The 14,934-nt window shown below is 69.8% G+C and carries 10 protein-coding genes and 2 pseudogenes; 4 read left to right on the top strand and 8 right to left on the bottom strand.

Translation table 11 applies throughout. The features are described from left to right. Positions 1 to 663 precede the first annotated feature (663 nt). Positions 664 to 1,212: pseudogene (locus AC07B0_RS10950) on the top strand (IS630 family transposase); the annotation flags it as partial. Positions 1,213 to 1,338: 126 nt separating this feature from the next. On the opposite strand, the gene AC07B0_RS10945 reads toward AC07B0_RS10950, so the two are convergent. Further along, entirely contained in the window at positions 1,339 to 2,082 is a 744-nt protein-coding gene (locus AC07B0_RS10945) for a 2OG-Fe(II) oxygenase (RefSeq protein WP_478898168.1), read from the bottom strand. Positions 2,083 to 2,746: 664 nt separating this feature from the next. Here AC07B0_RS10945 and AC07B0_RS10940 point away from each other — a divergent pair. Continuing rightward, positions 2,747 to 3,171 (top strand): annotated as a pseudogene (locus tag AC07B0_RS10940) (transposase); the annotation flags it as partial. A gap of 4 nt (positions 3,172 to 3,175) precedes the next feature. Here the strand turns inward: AC07B0_RS10940 and AC07B0_RS10935 are convergent. The 7 genes from AC07B0_RS10935 to AC07B0_RS10905 form a co-directional block, all read right to left on the bottom strand. Further along, the gene (locus tag AC07B0_RS10935; protein WP_478897653.1) at positions 3,176 to 3,763 is read right to left on the bottom strand and encodes a sulfite oxidase-like oxidoreductase; all 588 of its coding nucleotides are present in this window, start codon (positions 3,761 to 3,763) and stop codon (positions 3,176 to 3,178) included. A 379-nt stretch (positions 3,764 to 4,142) separates the two neighbouring features. Further along, positions 4,143 to 5,255, bottom strand: a complete 1,113-nt coding sequence (locus AC07B0_RS10930) for a type IV pilus twitching motility protein PilT (protein ID WP_478897651.1) — start codon at positions 5,253 to 5,255, stop codon at positions 4,143 to 4,145. Then, entirely contained in the window at positions 5,252 to 9,139 is a 3,888-nt protein-coding gene (locus tag AC07B0_RS10925; protein WP_478897650.1) for a hypothetical protein, read from the bottom strand. Before AC07B0_RS10925 ends, AC07B0_RS10930 begins: the two co-directional genes overlap by 4 nt. Next, positions 9,136 to 9,660 carry a type II secretion system protein gene (locus AC07B0_RS10920; RefSeq protein WP_478897648.1) on the bottom strand — a complete coding sequence of 175 codons (525 nt, stop codon included), beginning with the start codon at positions 9,658 to 9,660 and terminating at the stop codon, positions 9,136 to 9,138. Before AC07B0_RS10920 ends, AC07B0_RS10925 begins: the two co-directional genes overlap by 4 nt. Next, the gene (locus AC07B0_RS10915; protein WP_478897646.1) at positions 9,657 to 10,091 is read right to left on the bottom strand and encodes a prepilin-type N-terminal cleavage/methylation domain-containing protein; all 435 of its coding nucleotides are present in this window, start codon (positions 10,089 to 10,091) and stop codon (positions 9,657 to 9,659) included. Before AC07B0_RS10915 ends, AC07B0_RS10920 begins: the two co-directional genes overlap by 4 nt. Further along, on the bottom strand, positions 10,088 to 11,299 hold the full coding sequence (locus tag AC07B0_RS10910; protein WP_478897644.1) for a type II secretion system F family protein: 1,212 nt from the start codon (positions 11,297 to 11,299) through the stop codon (positions 10,088 to 10,090). Before AC07B0_RS10910 ends, AC07B0_RS10915 begins: the two co-directional genes overlap by 4 nt. Before the next feature lie 111 nt (positions 11,300 to 11,410). After that, on the bottom strand, positions 11,411 to 13,237 hold the full coding sequence (locus AC07B0_RS10905) for a GspE/PulE family protein (RefSeq protein ID WP_478897642.1): 1,827 nt from the start codon (positions 13,235 to 13,237) through the stop codon (positions 11,411 to 11,413). Between the two features lie 286 nt (positions 13,238 to 13,523). On the opposite strand from AC07B0_RS10905, the gene AC07B0_RS10900 reads away from it, so the two are divergent. Next, complete coding sequence (locus AC07B0_RS10900) at positions 13,524 to 13,862, top strand: type IV pilin protein (RefSeq protein ID WP_469378441.1); 339 nt, start codon at positions 13,524 to 13,526, stop codon at positions 13,860 to 13,862. A gap of 172 nt (positions 13,863 to 14,034) precedes the next feature. Continuing rightward, positions 14,035 to 14,853 carry a prepilin peptidase gene (locus AC07B0_RS10895; RefSeq protein ID WP_478897640.1) on the top strand — a complete coding sequence of 273 codons (819 nt, stop codon included), beginning with the start codon at positions 14,035 to 14,037 and terminating at the stop codon, positions 14,851 to 14,853. The last annotated feature ends 81 nt before the right edge of the window (positions 14,854 to 14,934 follow it).

The raw sequence follows: 14,934 nt of genomic DNA, 5'->3' as shown, positions 1-14,934 counted from the left end.
GTGGCGCCGTGCTCTCGTGGGCCGTTAGCGTGCTTCCGCCCGCAGTCGCCCCTGGCAAGGACGTGCCGTTGTACACCAAGTGAGACCCCCCGAGCGCTGAACCGTCGCGCGTCGCATCTGTGCGCCGCGCTCCCTTTCGCTGCTGTCTTCTCACTGGAACCGGTGTATCTCCATGTCCAGAACCTGGGTGGTCGTTCCCACCTGCCTGCCGATCGTTCTCCGCCGTTGCCGCGGGTGCCCCTCCGGGCACTTGCGGGTGCACGGCGAGCTCCGCGTCCACGCGCACCGCACGCTCCTCGACCCGGGTGTCTCCGGTCGAAGCGACCGGCCGGCTTGGCAGTCGCCGTACGGTCCGCCTTCCCACCGGGCGCACCGCGGCCGGTGGGCCCCCGTGCCGGGAGTGGCACATCCTCGGTCCGCCCTGCCGCGCGAATACCTGTGCGGCCGGTGCGACTGATCGCCGCAGGGTTCGGCTGTGCGCCAGCCGAATTCGGCAGGCCGCTCGGCGCGAGGAACCTCGCGCCGACGGTCCGCCTGGACGGCTAGCTCGCGGGCGCTTTACCTTCACGCTCAATGGCTGAGTCCTGCCAGCGCGGGGCCTGTCCGGCGGAAACCGATCCGCTGGGCAGGCCCTCGTGACCTGAGTCTGAATTTTGTCGTTAGTCGCAGATCCAGGCCCTGGACCGGTCCCAGCCAGTGCTGCCGATGATGCCCGGTGTTGCGGAGCGACGCAGCCACGACTACATCCGCGCCGGCACCACCACCCTCTTCGCGGCCCTCGAGGTCGGCACCGGCAAGGTCATCGGCTCCCTCCACCGGCGCCACCGGGCCGCCGAGTTCAAGAAGTTCCTGACCAAACTCGACAAGGAGGTCCCCGCCGACCTCCAGGTCCGCCTCATCCTCGACCACTACGCGACCCACAAGACGCCGGACGTGAAGGAGTGGCTGCTGGCGCACCCTCGCTTTCACCTTCACTTCACACCGGCCAGCGCGTCCTGGCGGAACCTGGTCGAGGGGTGGTTCGCCGAGCTCACCCAGAAGAAACCCAAGCGTGGAGTTGACCGCTCCATCCAGGCCCTCGAGCGCGACATCCGGGCCTGGCTGACCGACCGGAACGACCAGCCCAGGCCCTTCGTTTGGACGAAGACCGCCGACGAGATCCTCGACAAAGCCGACGCCTACTGCCACCGAATCCCTGACTCAGGTCACTAGATCCCTACAGAGGGACCACCACATGCGCGTCGTCGAATCCGAAGCCCCCCTGGGCGCCCACCCGGTGTCGCCAGCCCGGGCGGTTACCACGTGGGACCTCCTGCGCGACGGCTGCCTTGCTGTTGCTCAGGGCATGTCTATGGGCTCGTAGAGCACATCGGTTCTGAGAATTGTTTTCGTACCCTCAAGAAGAGGGGCCGAGTCGTGAAGCGTCCGATGCCAGAAGAGGAGCGCATCGCCCGGCTCGGGGCGGTGGGCGCTCAGTATTTCCTCAGGCTCTGCGAGCCGGGGCCAGTCCGAGAAGTCGCGTTGCGCAAAGGGAATGTCGTTCTGCTTGTCGGCGATGAACCGTGTTTCTCCGCCCACTGCCTCATACGACAGGTAGACGACGACCGTCAGGTGAGTTCGCGTTCCGTCGGGGGCGAAATAGGGCGAATCGTAGTGCGGGACGAGAAATCCGCCGTGTTCGTACGTGATGAAGCGCATACGCGGATTGACGGACGCCGGCTTCCAGCGCCTTCCGTCTGCATCCGTCGGATCGTCCGGTCCTACTTCAAACGACAGAAACGTCCGCAGCCTGCGGTAGAACTCTGCCGCCAAGACTTCGGAGTCAGCCGTGGCGCGGAGAGAGCCGACCGGGTCTCCTTCTACGTAGTTGGCGGCAACGCCGTCTAGACCCACCGGCGCAAAGCGCTGGGTAGCGAGTTCGGCCGCGAATGCTTCCACTTCAGCCGGAGTGAGGAAATGGCGAATCACCCTGGCATCGACGTGTGGGATCTGCGACTCGGTCGGGGCCCATGAGTCATCGGTGGATATTCGGCTCAGCATTTCCTCGGAGAGGTCGAAGGGATTTACCGGCATTGTGAACATGCTCACTTTTTCGTCCTGAGGTCATTGTCGATGCCGCCGGGGGCGCGGAGGACGCTCCTGGCGGGTGGATTTCTCCGGGAGGGGAGGGGTTGCGTCATCCGAATTCCCACTTCGATCGACGCGCTTCTTTGCGTCGGCACGCGGCTCCCCGAGCGCCGGAGTCTTCGAGGGTTTGAAGTGCACGAGCGGTGGATCGGGGAGCACGATCGCGCATCAGGGATCAGGCGCTGGGTTGCCGCAGCGCGGTGGCAGGCGGCCGCCGGGCGGCTGGTGCGCGCGCCGGCATGACTCTGGGTTCGTGCTCGACGTCACGGCCGCGCGCGCAGCGGCGGATCGAGGCCCCTGGAGTCAATGCCCGCAGGGGGCGCGGACCGCTGAGCGATTATCGTCATGGTGACGAGAATAGACTGGGGTGAACCCGCAAAGCAAGCAGAGCGTCCCCAACGCGGCGGGGTGGGGGCCGGCTCGGGGACTACTGATGCGCGGTGGTCCCAAGCAGGGCTGGGCCGCTCCGTACCGGGTGACCGCATGTGTGGTGTGGGAAAACCGCTCTGACGCGGGGTCAGGCCACCCGGCGTAGTTGTCCCCAATGAAATAAGTCAGTGCGGTGTCCTGACCTGGTTTTCCGGTAACTGACCTTGTGGCAGGTCCAGGTGGGGGGATCGTCGCCGTCGACTCCACGGTCAACCGCGCCCACCAGTACGCCGCCGACGGGCGGGGCCTGCCCCTGCCCACCGTGCTCACGCCCGGCAATGTCAACGACGCCACCGCGTTCGCTCAGCTCCTCGACGGGATCCGATCCGCATCCCGCCGATCCGGCACCTGCTGCGGCGTCGGGGTATCGCCGTCACGATCTCCGAGCGTCGCGACCGAGCGCCAACCGCCGGCGCCTCAGCGGCCGACCGCCCGCCTTCGACAAGGAGGTCTACCGCGACCGCAACGTGGTCGAACGTTGCTTCGCACCCCTCAAGCAGTGCCGCGCGATCGCGATCAGGTTCGGCAAGCTCGCCGACCGCTACCGTGCCGGCGTCATCCTGGCCTCGCTGACCCTCTGGGCTCCGTGAACCGATCCGTGATCATTTGTCGGACACTCCTAAGGGGAGTCGTCCTCCTGGTAAGAGTGCCGCTGTTCCTTCCACGGGTCCGCGATGTTGTGGAACCCGCGTTCCTCCCAGAATCCCCGCCGGTCCTGGGTCATGTACTCGATGGCGCGCAGCCACTTGGGCCCCTTGTAGCCGTACAGGTGCGGTACGACCAGGCGCAGGGGGAAGCCGTGTTCGACGGTCAGCGGTTCCCCGTCGTGGTGCATGGCCAGCAGGGTCCGGTCCGAGGCGAAGTCGGTCAGGCGCAGGTTGGCGCTGTATCCGTACTCGGCCCACGCCATGACGTGGGTGACATCGGGGGCCGGTGGCGCCAGCTCCAGCAAGGCCCGGGCGGGCACGCCGTAGAACTCGTGGTCGGTCGTCGAGGGCCCCGACGCGCAGTGCATGTCGGTGACGATCGTGATGCAGGGGATGGCGGAGACCTCGTCGAAGGACCAGCTGTACTTCTCGCCCGAGGCAGTGGCGCCGAAGACCTGGAGGGTCCACCGCTCGGGCCGGAACTTCGGTACCGGCCCGTAGTGCGACACCGGCCAGCCCTTCGCCAGCTTCTGGCCAGGAGGAAGTTGTCCCGATCCCACGATGCCGCCCTGTTCTCCCGCTTGCCGACGCGGTGACGGCGAGCGCCTCTCCGCGAGCAGAAGTCTGCCAGCATCCGCCGCTCACCCGCGCCGTAGACGCGGAGACCGACAGGCTCGTCGTGGTTTTCGCCAGGCTCCAACCCGCCTTGCCGGCCAGGGCCCGCACCTCGGCGTGCAGCTGTCCGCCGGCGATGCGGTCCTGCCCGAGAAGTCTCGCGGGCTGCCACGCTCAGCTTGACCAGGTCGTCGCCGAGCACAACCGTGCGGGCGAAGTCCGTCAGGTACCCGGCGAAGAGCGGGCGACCAGGTACGAAGCGAATCCCGCGCGAGCGGTCTCCGCGCCCCGGGCCGCCTCTTCGTGACGCTGTCCATCGGACGGTCAGGCGCGGCCGACCTGGACGTGGGGCCGCTTGATGTCCTCCGGGTAGGCCGTGTGCAGCAGTGCCTCCTCGTGGGCGACGGCGCCTGCCGCGACGAGGGCGTTGATGCTGGTTTCGAGGGTCTGCATGCCGTCACGGTGGCCGGTCGAGACCATGTTGCGGATCTGGCGGGTCTTGCCCTCGCGGATCAGGTTGCGGATCGCCGACGTGCCCACCAGCACCTCGAAGGCGGCCACCCGGCCCCCGCCGATCCGGGGGATGAGCGTCTGGTTCAGGATGCCGACCAGGGTGTGCGCCAATTGCAGCCGGATCTGCGGCTGTTGCTCGGCCGGGAACACGTCGACGATGCGGTCCAGCGTCTGCGACGTGTCGTTGGTGTGCAGGGTGGCGAACACCAGGTGCCCGGTCTCGGCGATGGTCAGGGCCGCGGAGATGCTCTCCGGGTCGCGCATCTCGCCGAGGAGCAGGACGTCGGGATCCTCACGCAGGGCCGCACGCAGCGCGGCCGGGAACGAGTCGGTGTCGGTGCCGACCTCGCGCTGGTTGACCGCCGAGCGCTTGTGCTGGTGCAGGTACTCGATCGGGTCCTCGATGGTCAGGATGTGCACCGACCGGTGCGTGTTGACGTGGTCGACGAGCGCCGCCAGGCTCGTCGACTTCCCCGACCCGGTCGGCCCGGTGACCAGCACGAACCCGCGCGGCATGCCCGCCCACCCCATGACGACCGGGGGGAGCCCGAGCTGCTCGGACGACGGCACGTCGAACGGGATGATCCGCAGCGCCAGAGCCGAGGCGCCGCGCTGCACGAATGCGTTCCCGCGCAGCCTGGCCTTCTCCCCCCAGCTGAACGCGAAGTCGACCTGCTTCTCCCGGCGGAACCGTTCCGTGAGTTCCTCGCCCAGCACGCCGGTCACCAGGCGATCGGCCTCCGGCTCGGTCAGCGCGGGCCCCTCGACTGGTCGCAGGGCGCCGTCGACGCGCAGGAACGGCGCCGATCCGGTGGTCAGCAGTAGGTCGCTGCCGCCCCGCTCCCACAGCTCACCGAGCAGGCGGTCGATGATCGCGGCACTTGGCCCGGACATGGTGGTCTCCAAGGTGGTGTGCTTGCTCATGGCAGGACCGTCCACTGCTTGACGGTGCTGGTGTGGCCGTCGAAGGACACGGCGGCCTTGACGAGCGGGCCGGACAGCAGGTCGATCCGGGTGCCGCCGAGGTACTCGGTCGCGCCTCCGCTCCCGGCGGTGACGGTGTAGGTCACGGTCAGCCCGGCCAACTGGGAGGCCTCGGTCAGGCCACACGGTGCCAGGTCGACCTGGTCGGTCACCGGGCCGCTGGAGCCGAGACGGACCGGCACGTCCAGTACGTTGCTGTTGACGCCGGTACAGGTGCTGCCGGGGAAGTCCACCGACATCTTCACCGACTCCACGTCGCCGTCCTCGTGATGAGCCACCTGCAGGACGACGTGGTCGAGCGCTCCGGTCGTGGCCGGTGCCGGTGCCGGTGCCGGCTGGGCGTAGCCGCCGAACGTGAGGGACGCCCGGCCACCGCCGGGGATGGTGGCGTCCGTGACGTCGACGGGCGCGCCGGGAGCCGGGGCCGTGAACCCGGTGATCGCGGTGACCGACGCCGGCTTCGCGATCACGGCCGGATAGGTCGTGAACAGCACCGGCTCCGGTGGGACTCCGATCACCGGGCGGAGGTATCCCGCGGCCGGACGGATGCCGAGGCCGATGGTCCGGGCGATGACGCCGCGGGTGACGACCTGCGAGCTGACCTGGCTCATCGACAGGTCGACGGCAGAGGTCGGCGCGTAGACGGTGCCGTTGATCACCATGCGGCTGTGATGGGTGTCCGTGTCGGCGTCGTCGGTCGACTTCAGCACCGCGCAACGACTCCCCGTGGTGAGGCAGCCGGACAGGGCCCTGATGGCGGGGGCTCGGAACACGATGTCGAGTTCGACGCCGTCGAGCTGGACGGCGGCGTCGGTACCGCCCGTGCCCAGCATCGCCGCATAGTCGACAGCGAGCCCGGACAACTGGTCGGCCTTCGTGACCCCGCAGGCGCCGAGGTCGACCACGTCGACACCGAGCGCGCCTTCATCGGCGGTCAGGGTGTGGTTCGCGTCGCAGGCGGTACCGGTCCCGGACACGGTCAGCGAGGCCGTGGGCGGCCCCGTCGGCCCAGTCGGCGCGGACGGCTCCGCCGGCAAGGGCGGCCCCGTCGGCGAGGGCGGGGCCGGGGTGGCGTCGTCGTCCTGGTGCGATACGTGCAGCACGACCTTGTCGATCACCGCCCCCGCCGGCAGGGGCAGCATCGCGAACGCGCCGAGCCGGATCGACGCCGACGGGGTGGCCGTGGAGAGCCTCGCGGTCGCGGTCGCGGTGTCGAGCGCTTGGGCGTTCTTCGGGTTGAGGAACGCCGCGGCGGTGGGCGTCGCGGTGCTGATGGCCTGGGTGGGCCGTACCGCGATCGGGGGTCGGTGGGCCAGTTCCAGGCTGACTCCGTCGAGTTGGGCGGTGGCGGTGGTGCTGCCGGCGCCGAGGGTGGCGGAGTAGGTCACGACCAGGCCGGTCAGCTGGGCGGGGTCGGTCAGCCCGCAGATGGCGACCAGGTCCAGGGTGTCGGTGCCCAGGGCGTCCCGGTGCGTGGCCAGCTGCTGCGGGGCGGTGCAGGAGCGGGGTATCCCGGGCCCGGTCAGGGTGACCGCGACCGTCGGCGGCGGTCCTCCGGCCGCCCCGGGATCGTCGCGATGCGCGACGTGCAGCAGGGCCCCGTCCAGGACCGAGCCGGGCGCCACCGCGGGGGTGTCGTAACCGCCGAGGCTGACGGTGGCGGTCGGCGTGGTGACCGAGTCGAGTGTGGCGTGGGCCGTGTTGGCGCCGTCGATCGCCTGGGCGTTGGCCGCACGGACGAACGTCGTCGACGACGCGCTCGTCGCCGGCCGGGGCCGCGGCGGGTCGTAGACGACTTCGAGCCACATGCCGTCCAGGGAATCGGCGCCCGCGCTGCCGCCCGCCTTCAGCCCGGCGGCGTAGGTCGCGGTCAGGCCCGTCAGCCGTGCGGGGTCGGCGATGCCGCACGCCTTCAGGTCGACGCGGTCGTCGCCCAGGCCGGCCCGCACGGTGAGCGGCAGGTTGCTACAACTTCCCCCGCCGCCCGCGGGGGTGACGCTGATTCTGGGAGCCGCCGCGTCGCCGGTCTCCTGATGGGCCACCCGCAGCACGGCGGAGTGGACCGTCGACCCCGGCGGCAAGGGCGGCTGGCCGAACCCGGCCAGGGTGATCGACACGGACGGGACCGCCGTGCTCAGAGCGGCGCCGGCCACCGACGATGTCGGCTGTTCGCCGATCTCCAGGGCGTTGTCGGGATCGGTGCCGGTGGCGGTGAACCCGGTGGATGCGGTCACGGCGGTCGGCTTGAACGTGGTCGGCGTGCGGTAGGCGACCTCCAGCCAGATGCCGTCCAGGCGTTCCGTGGCGGTGGTGCCGCCGGTGTCCAGGGTGGCGGCGTAGGTCACGGTCAGGGCGGTGAGCCGAGCCGGGTCGGTGAGCCCGCACGCGCCCAGCAGGTCGATCGGGGGATCGGTGGCGAGTGCCGTGTGCCGGGGCAGGTTGTCGGTGCGGCAGGTGTCTGCGCCGACGGCGGTGGTGACCTTCACCGCGCCGGGAGCGGTCAGGCCGCCGTCGTCCGCGTGCCTGACACGCAGCGTCGCGCTGGTGATGACCGAACCGGGCGGCACCCGGGGGGTGAAGCCGGCGAGCTGCATCGAGGCCGACCGCCGTTTCGTCGGGTCGAGGACGGCGTCGGCCGTGCAGCTCGCGGTGCCCGCCGGCTGCGAACACCCGGCCAGGGTCGGCCGTTCGCCACTGGTCAGGGCATGGCCCGGGTCGGCGAAGCCGGTGTTCGTGACCACCGCGGTCGGCTTCAGCGTGTGTGACGGCTTCGGCGGCTGGACCCCGTACACCGCCACCTGCTGGACGTCCGGGGTCACCGGGGCGCACAGTTCGACGTGTCCACGGTCGACCTGGAACTGGCTGCCGCCACCCATCATGACCTCGACGCCTTCGGGCCGCGCTGTGTCACAACCGCCCGGGCTGGGGACGGCCGGGCGGGTGGGGGCCCCGGGATCCCAGCCCGCCCGCGTACCGCCGACCACGCTGACCGTGGGATCGTCGACCGTCCAGACCGCGGTGCCACCGGTGAAGGTGAAGTCGAAGTAGTAGAGGCCCGGCTGTAGCCACACGACGACGCCCGGGCAGTCGCCACCGGTGAGGCGGGTGAGGGCGCCGGCGTCGTCGTAGTAGCCGGGCTGCAACCGCACCAGCCAGGAACCGGGGGCGGGACACGCGGGAACCGGCTGCCGGACCGGGACGGCCGTGGCCGGCGGGGTGTAGTCCGGGTCGGCGCCCACGACCTCGTCGGCGGGAGCCGACGGGGTGTCGTTGGCACAGTCGTGCACGTACGGCGCCTGGGTTGGGGGCAGCTGGGTCCGTGACACGGCACGGGAGCAGTCGCCGACGGCCGACACGTCGCCCGACACCACCATCGAGGCGCCGGCGCCGGCGGTGATGTTCGAGTGGGAGAACACGCTGCCCTGCACGCGCAGGCCGGGCGTGGTCACGTTGATGCCGTCCTCCGCCGCCTTGCCCAGGCTGCGCAGCGCGTCCTGCGGCTGGGTGGCGCGCGCGGCCGCGGGAGACGCGTTGAGGGGGTCGCAGTGGACGATCATCTGCCGGCCGTTGATCGGCGGGGCGGTGTAGTCGGCGCACGGGTTGCCCTGCGAGAAGTTCTTGATCGCGAGCTGCGTGGCACCGTCCGCGCTGTAGCCCCGCTTGCCCTGGTCGACGTACAGGCCCGCGGCTTTCAGGCCCGTGGCGGCGAAGGACAGGACCGACACGGTGACCAGGCTGAAGACGACGATGAAGGCCAGCGCGAGGATCAGTGTCGCGCCCTGTTCGTCGTCGCGCCGGCGGCGCGGATCGAGGCGGCCGGTCATGACGCGCTCGATCGTCGGACGGCGGTGAGGGCCGTCGGGGGCGCGGCGGGGTCGCTCTGCACGGTCAGCGTTACCTCCATGGGAGAGGTCCACGAGGTCTCGGCACCGCAGCTCAGAGTCACCGGACGGGTCGATGTGGTGGTGTCGAACCGGCCCAGCAACGTGGTGACGACGCCTCCGTCGGTGCACTTCACCCGGTTGAGGGTGCCGGTCGGCTGGTCGTAGGTGTAGACGACGTCGGTGCCGGGCCGGCTCAGGTGGACGATCACACCGGCAACGCCGCATGCGGAGTCGGTCGTGACGTCGGCCGCGCTGTGCACATCGCCGTAGAAGTAGCGGCCCAGCGTGCCCACCGCGCTGGTGGCGGCCACCCGCTTCTCCGTGCCCGCGGTGAAGCGCAGCCCGAGGACGATCGCCCTGGGCAGCAGGAGCCCGATGATGCCCAGGATGACGATCGTGACCAGCAGTTCGGTCAGGGTGAACCCCGACTCCGGGTGGCCGGACGTCCGTTGGGTCGTCATGACAGCATCGACTCCCGCTTGACCACTTCGAGCGTCGCGTCCCTGACGGGGTGCGGGCCGGTCGATTGCACGGTGAGCGTCACCTTCTGTACTCCGGTGTCGGCCGTCGGGCAGGACGGGCCGAACGCGCCCACTCCGTCCCAGTACTCGATCTTGAGGGTCACGGTGTACCCGGCCGGCGGCGTCGGAGTCTCGTAGCCACTGGCGCAGGAGACGTACGGATCGCTGACGATCTTCTCGGCGGCGCTGCGGATGACCGAGTCGGCGCCGGTCACCTTCTGCTGCCTGACCGAGCTGATGATCGCGGTGCCCATGCCCCCGAAGACGGCCACGAAGGCAATGCCCATGAGCACCACGGCGACGAGAACCTCGACCAGGGTCTCGCCCTCTTCGCCGCGGGGACGCCGCGGGCGGCGTGCCGGGCCGGTCATTGGACTTCGACCTGGTTGTAGACGCCGTAGATCGCCGAGAGGAGGGCGATGGCCACGAACCCCACGACGACCCCGACCACGATCACGATGGCCGGCTCGAACAGGCTGGTCAGCCGCTTGAGTTTGTGCTGCAGTTCCTTCTCGTAGAACTCCGACACGTTCTCGAGCTGGTCGTCGAGGGTCCCGGTCTCTTTCCCCACGCGCATCATCTGGGTGACCGCCCCGGGGAACAGCTTGGTGCGGGCGATCGGCCCGGAGATGCCGCCGCCTTCGAGCATCTCCACCTGGGCCCGCCCGATGGACCGCTCGTACACCAGGTTGTTGGCGCCCGAGCCGGCCAGGCTGAGTGCCTCCGGGATGGGCACGCCGGCCTTGATCATCGAGGTCAGGATGCGGCAGAACCGTTCGATGACCATGTAGCGGACCACATCGCCGACCACCGGCATCGCCAGCAGGAACCGGTCGCGCAGGACCCGTCCCCGCTCGGTCCGCAGACCGGCGATCACCGCCGCGACGAGCGCGACGAGCACACCGATGACGACCGGATACCAGACCGTGACGAAGTCGGTGAAGCCCATCAGGATCCGGGTCGGCAGCGGCAGTTCCGCGTTGAAGGACTCGAAGAACAGCTTGAAACGGGGCAGTACGAAGATGACGAGGACGAGGATGACGGCGACGGCCAGAGCCATCACCAGGCTCGGATAGGTCAGGGCGGAGCGGATGGTGCGCCGGCCCTCGACGTCCCGCTCGATGTAGCGGCCCAACTGGGCCATCACCACGTCGAGCTCACCCGTCGCCTCCGCCGAGCGGAGTACGGAGATGTAGAACGGCGGGAGCGCCTTGGCGTGGACGGCCATCGCGCCGGCGAAGCTTTCGCCGAAGCGCAGCGAGTCCATGACGTCGACGAGCAGCCCTCCCAGCTTCTTGTCCTTGGTCTCGGCGCGGATGATCTCCAGGGCGTCCAGGATGGGCACTCCGGCCTTGATGAAGGCGGCCATCTGGCGGGAGAAGTTGCTGAGCTCGACCAGGTCGACCTTCGCCGCGGTGAGTTCGAGCTGCAGCAGGTCGCGGCCCGCGGCCGTGACCGACCGCACGTCGTAGCCCTGCCGGGCCAGGCTGTCGGTCACCCCGTCGACACTGGAGCCCGTGAGCACGCCGGTGGCCTGTTTCCCGTCCGGGCCGATCGCGACGTACTTGAAGGTGGCCATGCCGGTGCACTCCTGGTTTGCGGGGTCGGAGGTTCGCGTCGTCGGTGTGTGGGTGCGGTGTCCGGCGAGCCGGACACCAGGGGACGTTCGGCAAGATCCGAAAGGGGCGGCCTAGACCACGTACACGCTGGACATGATCTCGGCGATCGTCGTGACGCCCTCCTCCACCAGACGGACGCCGCCGTCCAGGAGGCTGTCCATGTGCTGCTCGCGGGCGGCCCTGCGCAGGCTGCTGATCGACGCCTTCTCGACGAGCAGCCGCTTGACCGTGTCGCTCATCACGAGCAGTTCGAAGACGCCGATCCGCTCCTGGTAGCCGGTCCGGGAGCAGAAGTTGCAGCCCCGGCCCTGCCAGAACCCGATGTCGGTCGACCCGCCGGCCTTCGCGAAGAAGGCCAGTTCGTCCACGCCGGGCTGATAGGGGGCGCGGCACTGGTCGCAGATCCGCCGCACCAGTCGCTGGCTGACCACCCCGGCGACCGTGGAGGTGATCAGGAACGGCTCGATGCCCATGTCGGTGAACCGGTGCAGTGCGGAACAGGCGTCGGCGGCGTGGATGGACGACAGTACGAAGTGGCCGGTGAGAGCGGACTCGACCGCGATCCGTGCCGTCTCGCCGTCCCGGATCTCGCCGACCAGGATCACGTCGGGGTCCTGCCGGAGGATCGAGCGCAGCCCCGTCGCGAACGAGACGCCCGCCTGTTCGTTGATCTGGATCTGGTTGACCGACGGGACCACGTACTCCACCGGGTCTTCGATGGTGGTGATGTTGCGCTCGCTCTGGTTCAGCTCACCGAGCGTGGCGTACAGGGTGGTCGTCTTGCCGCTGCCGGTCGGTCCGCCGCAGGCGACCATGCCGTACGGGGAGCGCAGCAGCGACGCGAACCGTTCGTAGGTCGCGGCGGGCATGCCGAGCTCGGCCAGCCGCAACAGGGTGCGGTTGCTGTCGAGCAGCCGCAGTACCGCCTTCTCGCCCCAGATGGTGGGGGTGGTCGCGACGCGGATGTCGACCGACCTGCCGTCGATCTCGGTGGCGATCTGCCCGTCTTGCGGGCGCCGCCGGTCGACGATGTTCATGTTGGCCATGATCTTGATCCGGCTGACCACGGACGGGCCCATGTTCTCCGGCAGGCTCAGTACGTCGTGCAGCGCGCCGTCGATGCGGTACCGGACCCGGACCCGGTCGGCGTGCGGTTCGATGTGGATGTCCGAGGCCCGGTCGCGCAGGCCCTGGGTCAGCATGAGGTTGACCAGGTGCACGACCGGCGCGTCCTCGCTGACCACTCTGGCGCTGGAGGCGGCGCCGCGGCCGGTCTCGGTCGCCTCGAAGGCCTCGACCAGACTGCTGACGCCGGTCAACGCCCGGTAGGCGCTGTCGATCGCGCGCCGGATGTCCGAGGGGGCCGCGATCGCCAGCTGCACCTGATCCGGTGCGACCGCCTGGCCGACCTCGTCGAGTACGCGCGGGTCACCCGGGTCGCCCGCCGCGATGAGCAGCGTGCCCTCGGCCCGCCGCACCGCGACGACGCCCAGCGAGCGGGCCAGCGCCTCCGGCACCCGCGCCGCAGCCTCGGGATCGGGTTCGCTCTGACGCAAGTCGGCCACGGGTATGTCGAGTTGTTCGGACAGGGCCTCGACCAGGGAGCGCTCGTCGACCATGCCGAGTTCGAGGAGCAGGGCGCCGAGCCGCTTGCCCGAGGCCGACTGCTGGAGGAGGGCCTCGTCCACCTGCGCCGGGGTGAGCAGCCCGCGCCGCACCAACAGTTCCCCGATGCGCGGCCGGTTCTGCTCCGGGGGCACATGCCGCGCCGCGCCGGACTGCGCGCCCCGGACCGGTTCAGCCGGGGCCGGGTCCTGCGCCCCCTCGGGCAGGGTCCCGTCCTCGGCCGCCGGGTCTGCCGCCGCCGTGCGGCCCCGGAAGAGACGGCGGTTCGCCAAGGAACCCACCCCTTTCGCGCATCCAGTACAACGGCCGGTCATGTGCCGCGAGATCGCGCGGCACTGTCAGCCACTGATTAGTCAGCCGCATACTACTGCACGTCAACGCGCCCCCCTCCGCAGCCTCCGGATGAATGGAGCCCGCCGCGATCAACCCTTGTGGGTCCACTGCCTGCTCAGTAGTCTGCGGCTGATTAATCACGCTGTTACTATCACTCGATCTTGCAGCGGTCGCCGTAGATGGAGAGAGATGTTCACTTACCTGCAAGGCACGTCGCGTCAGCGGATGCGCGCACAGAACGAGACGACGGAAGCCGGCTTCACGCTGATCGAGCTCCTCGTGGTCATCGTGATCCTCGGCATCCTGTCCGCCATCGTCGTCTTCTCCGTCCGAGGCATCAACGACAAGGGTCAGGGCTCGGCGTGCAAGACCGACAAGTCCACGATCCAGACCGCGGAAGAGGCGTACTTCGCCAATCACAACAAGTACGCCGACATGGCCACGCTGCAGGAGGGGTTCCTGTCCAGCAGTTCCCGCTGGCACCAGGTCACTCTGGGCGACGAGGGCAAGTCGTACGAGGTCGTGCTGGTGCCCGGCGACGCGAACCCCTGCAACGGCGTCTGACGCGGGGGAGCCCTCATCGGGCGTCGTCGGCCGGTGGCCGTCGGACGGCCGAGTTCGCCAGGTGGCTTCGGATGCGCCACCTGGCGAACCGCCGTCGTAAGCCCGCGGCTTCGCCGACCCATCGTTTTTCGCCGGTAGCTACTGATACGCGCGGTACGGCACCATTGCGCGCATGTCACCCATATTCGTCGTGATCATCGGTCTGCTCGGGCTCGCTGTGGGGTCGTTCCTCAACGTCGCCGTCTCCCGGGTGCCGGCCGGCCTCTCGGTCGTGCGTCCACGCTCCGCCTGTCCGGGATGCGCCACGCCGATCGCGGCCCGGGACAACATCCCCGTCGTGTCCTGGCTCCTGCTGGGCCGGCGCTGCCGCACCTGCCGGGTTCCGATCCCCGCGCGCTACCCGCTCGTCGAAGCGCTCACCGCGCTCCTGTTCGTCGCCGAGGCACTGCGCTTCGGCCGGTCGGAAATCCTGCCGGCCGCACTCGTCTTCACGGCAGGACTGCTGGCCCTGGCCGCCTGCGACGCCGAACAGTTCCTCCTCCCACGCCGGCTGCTCTACCCGACTCTCGGGCTCACCGCCGCCTGTCTGCTCGCGGCCGCGGCGGCCACCGGCCAGTGGCACCGGCTCGGTGTGACCGCGGCATGCGGAGCGGGCGGGTTCGCCGTCTTCTTCGCCCTGCACTGGGTGCGGCCCGCCTGGCTCGGATTCGGCGACGTGCGCCTGGCCGGCTTGCTCGGCACCGGGCTGGGCTGGCTCGGTCCGTCGCATCTCGTCTTCGCGGTGCTGGCCGGCAGCGTCGCCGGGTTGCTGGTGGGCATCGTGCTCATCGCGGCGGGGCGGGCGAACCGCCGAACCCGCCTCCCCTTCGGCCTGTTCCTCGCCGCGGGCGCCATCGCAGCCCTTCTCGTGGGCGCGCCCGTCGTCGACTGGTACGAGAGCCTGAGTGACCTGTCCGCGACGCCTGCGCCGCTCACGACGGTCCGCCACTGATCATCACCACCAGGGCCGGACGCCGGTTCCGTCGTACGGCTGACGTCGGGCCGATCGGTGTGTTCTCCCGGGATCCGGTCC

The organism is Streptomyces sp. NPDC044704 (genome assembly GCF_056433525.1).
The sequence above is the reverse complement of the archived record's forward strand: the minus strand, read 5'-3'. Positions and strand labels throughout refer to the sequence as shown.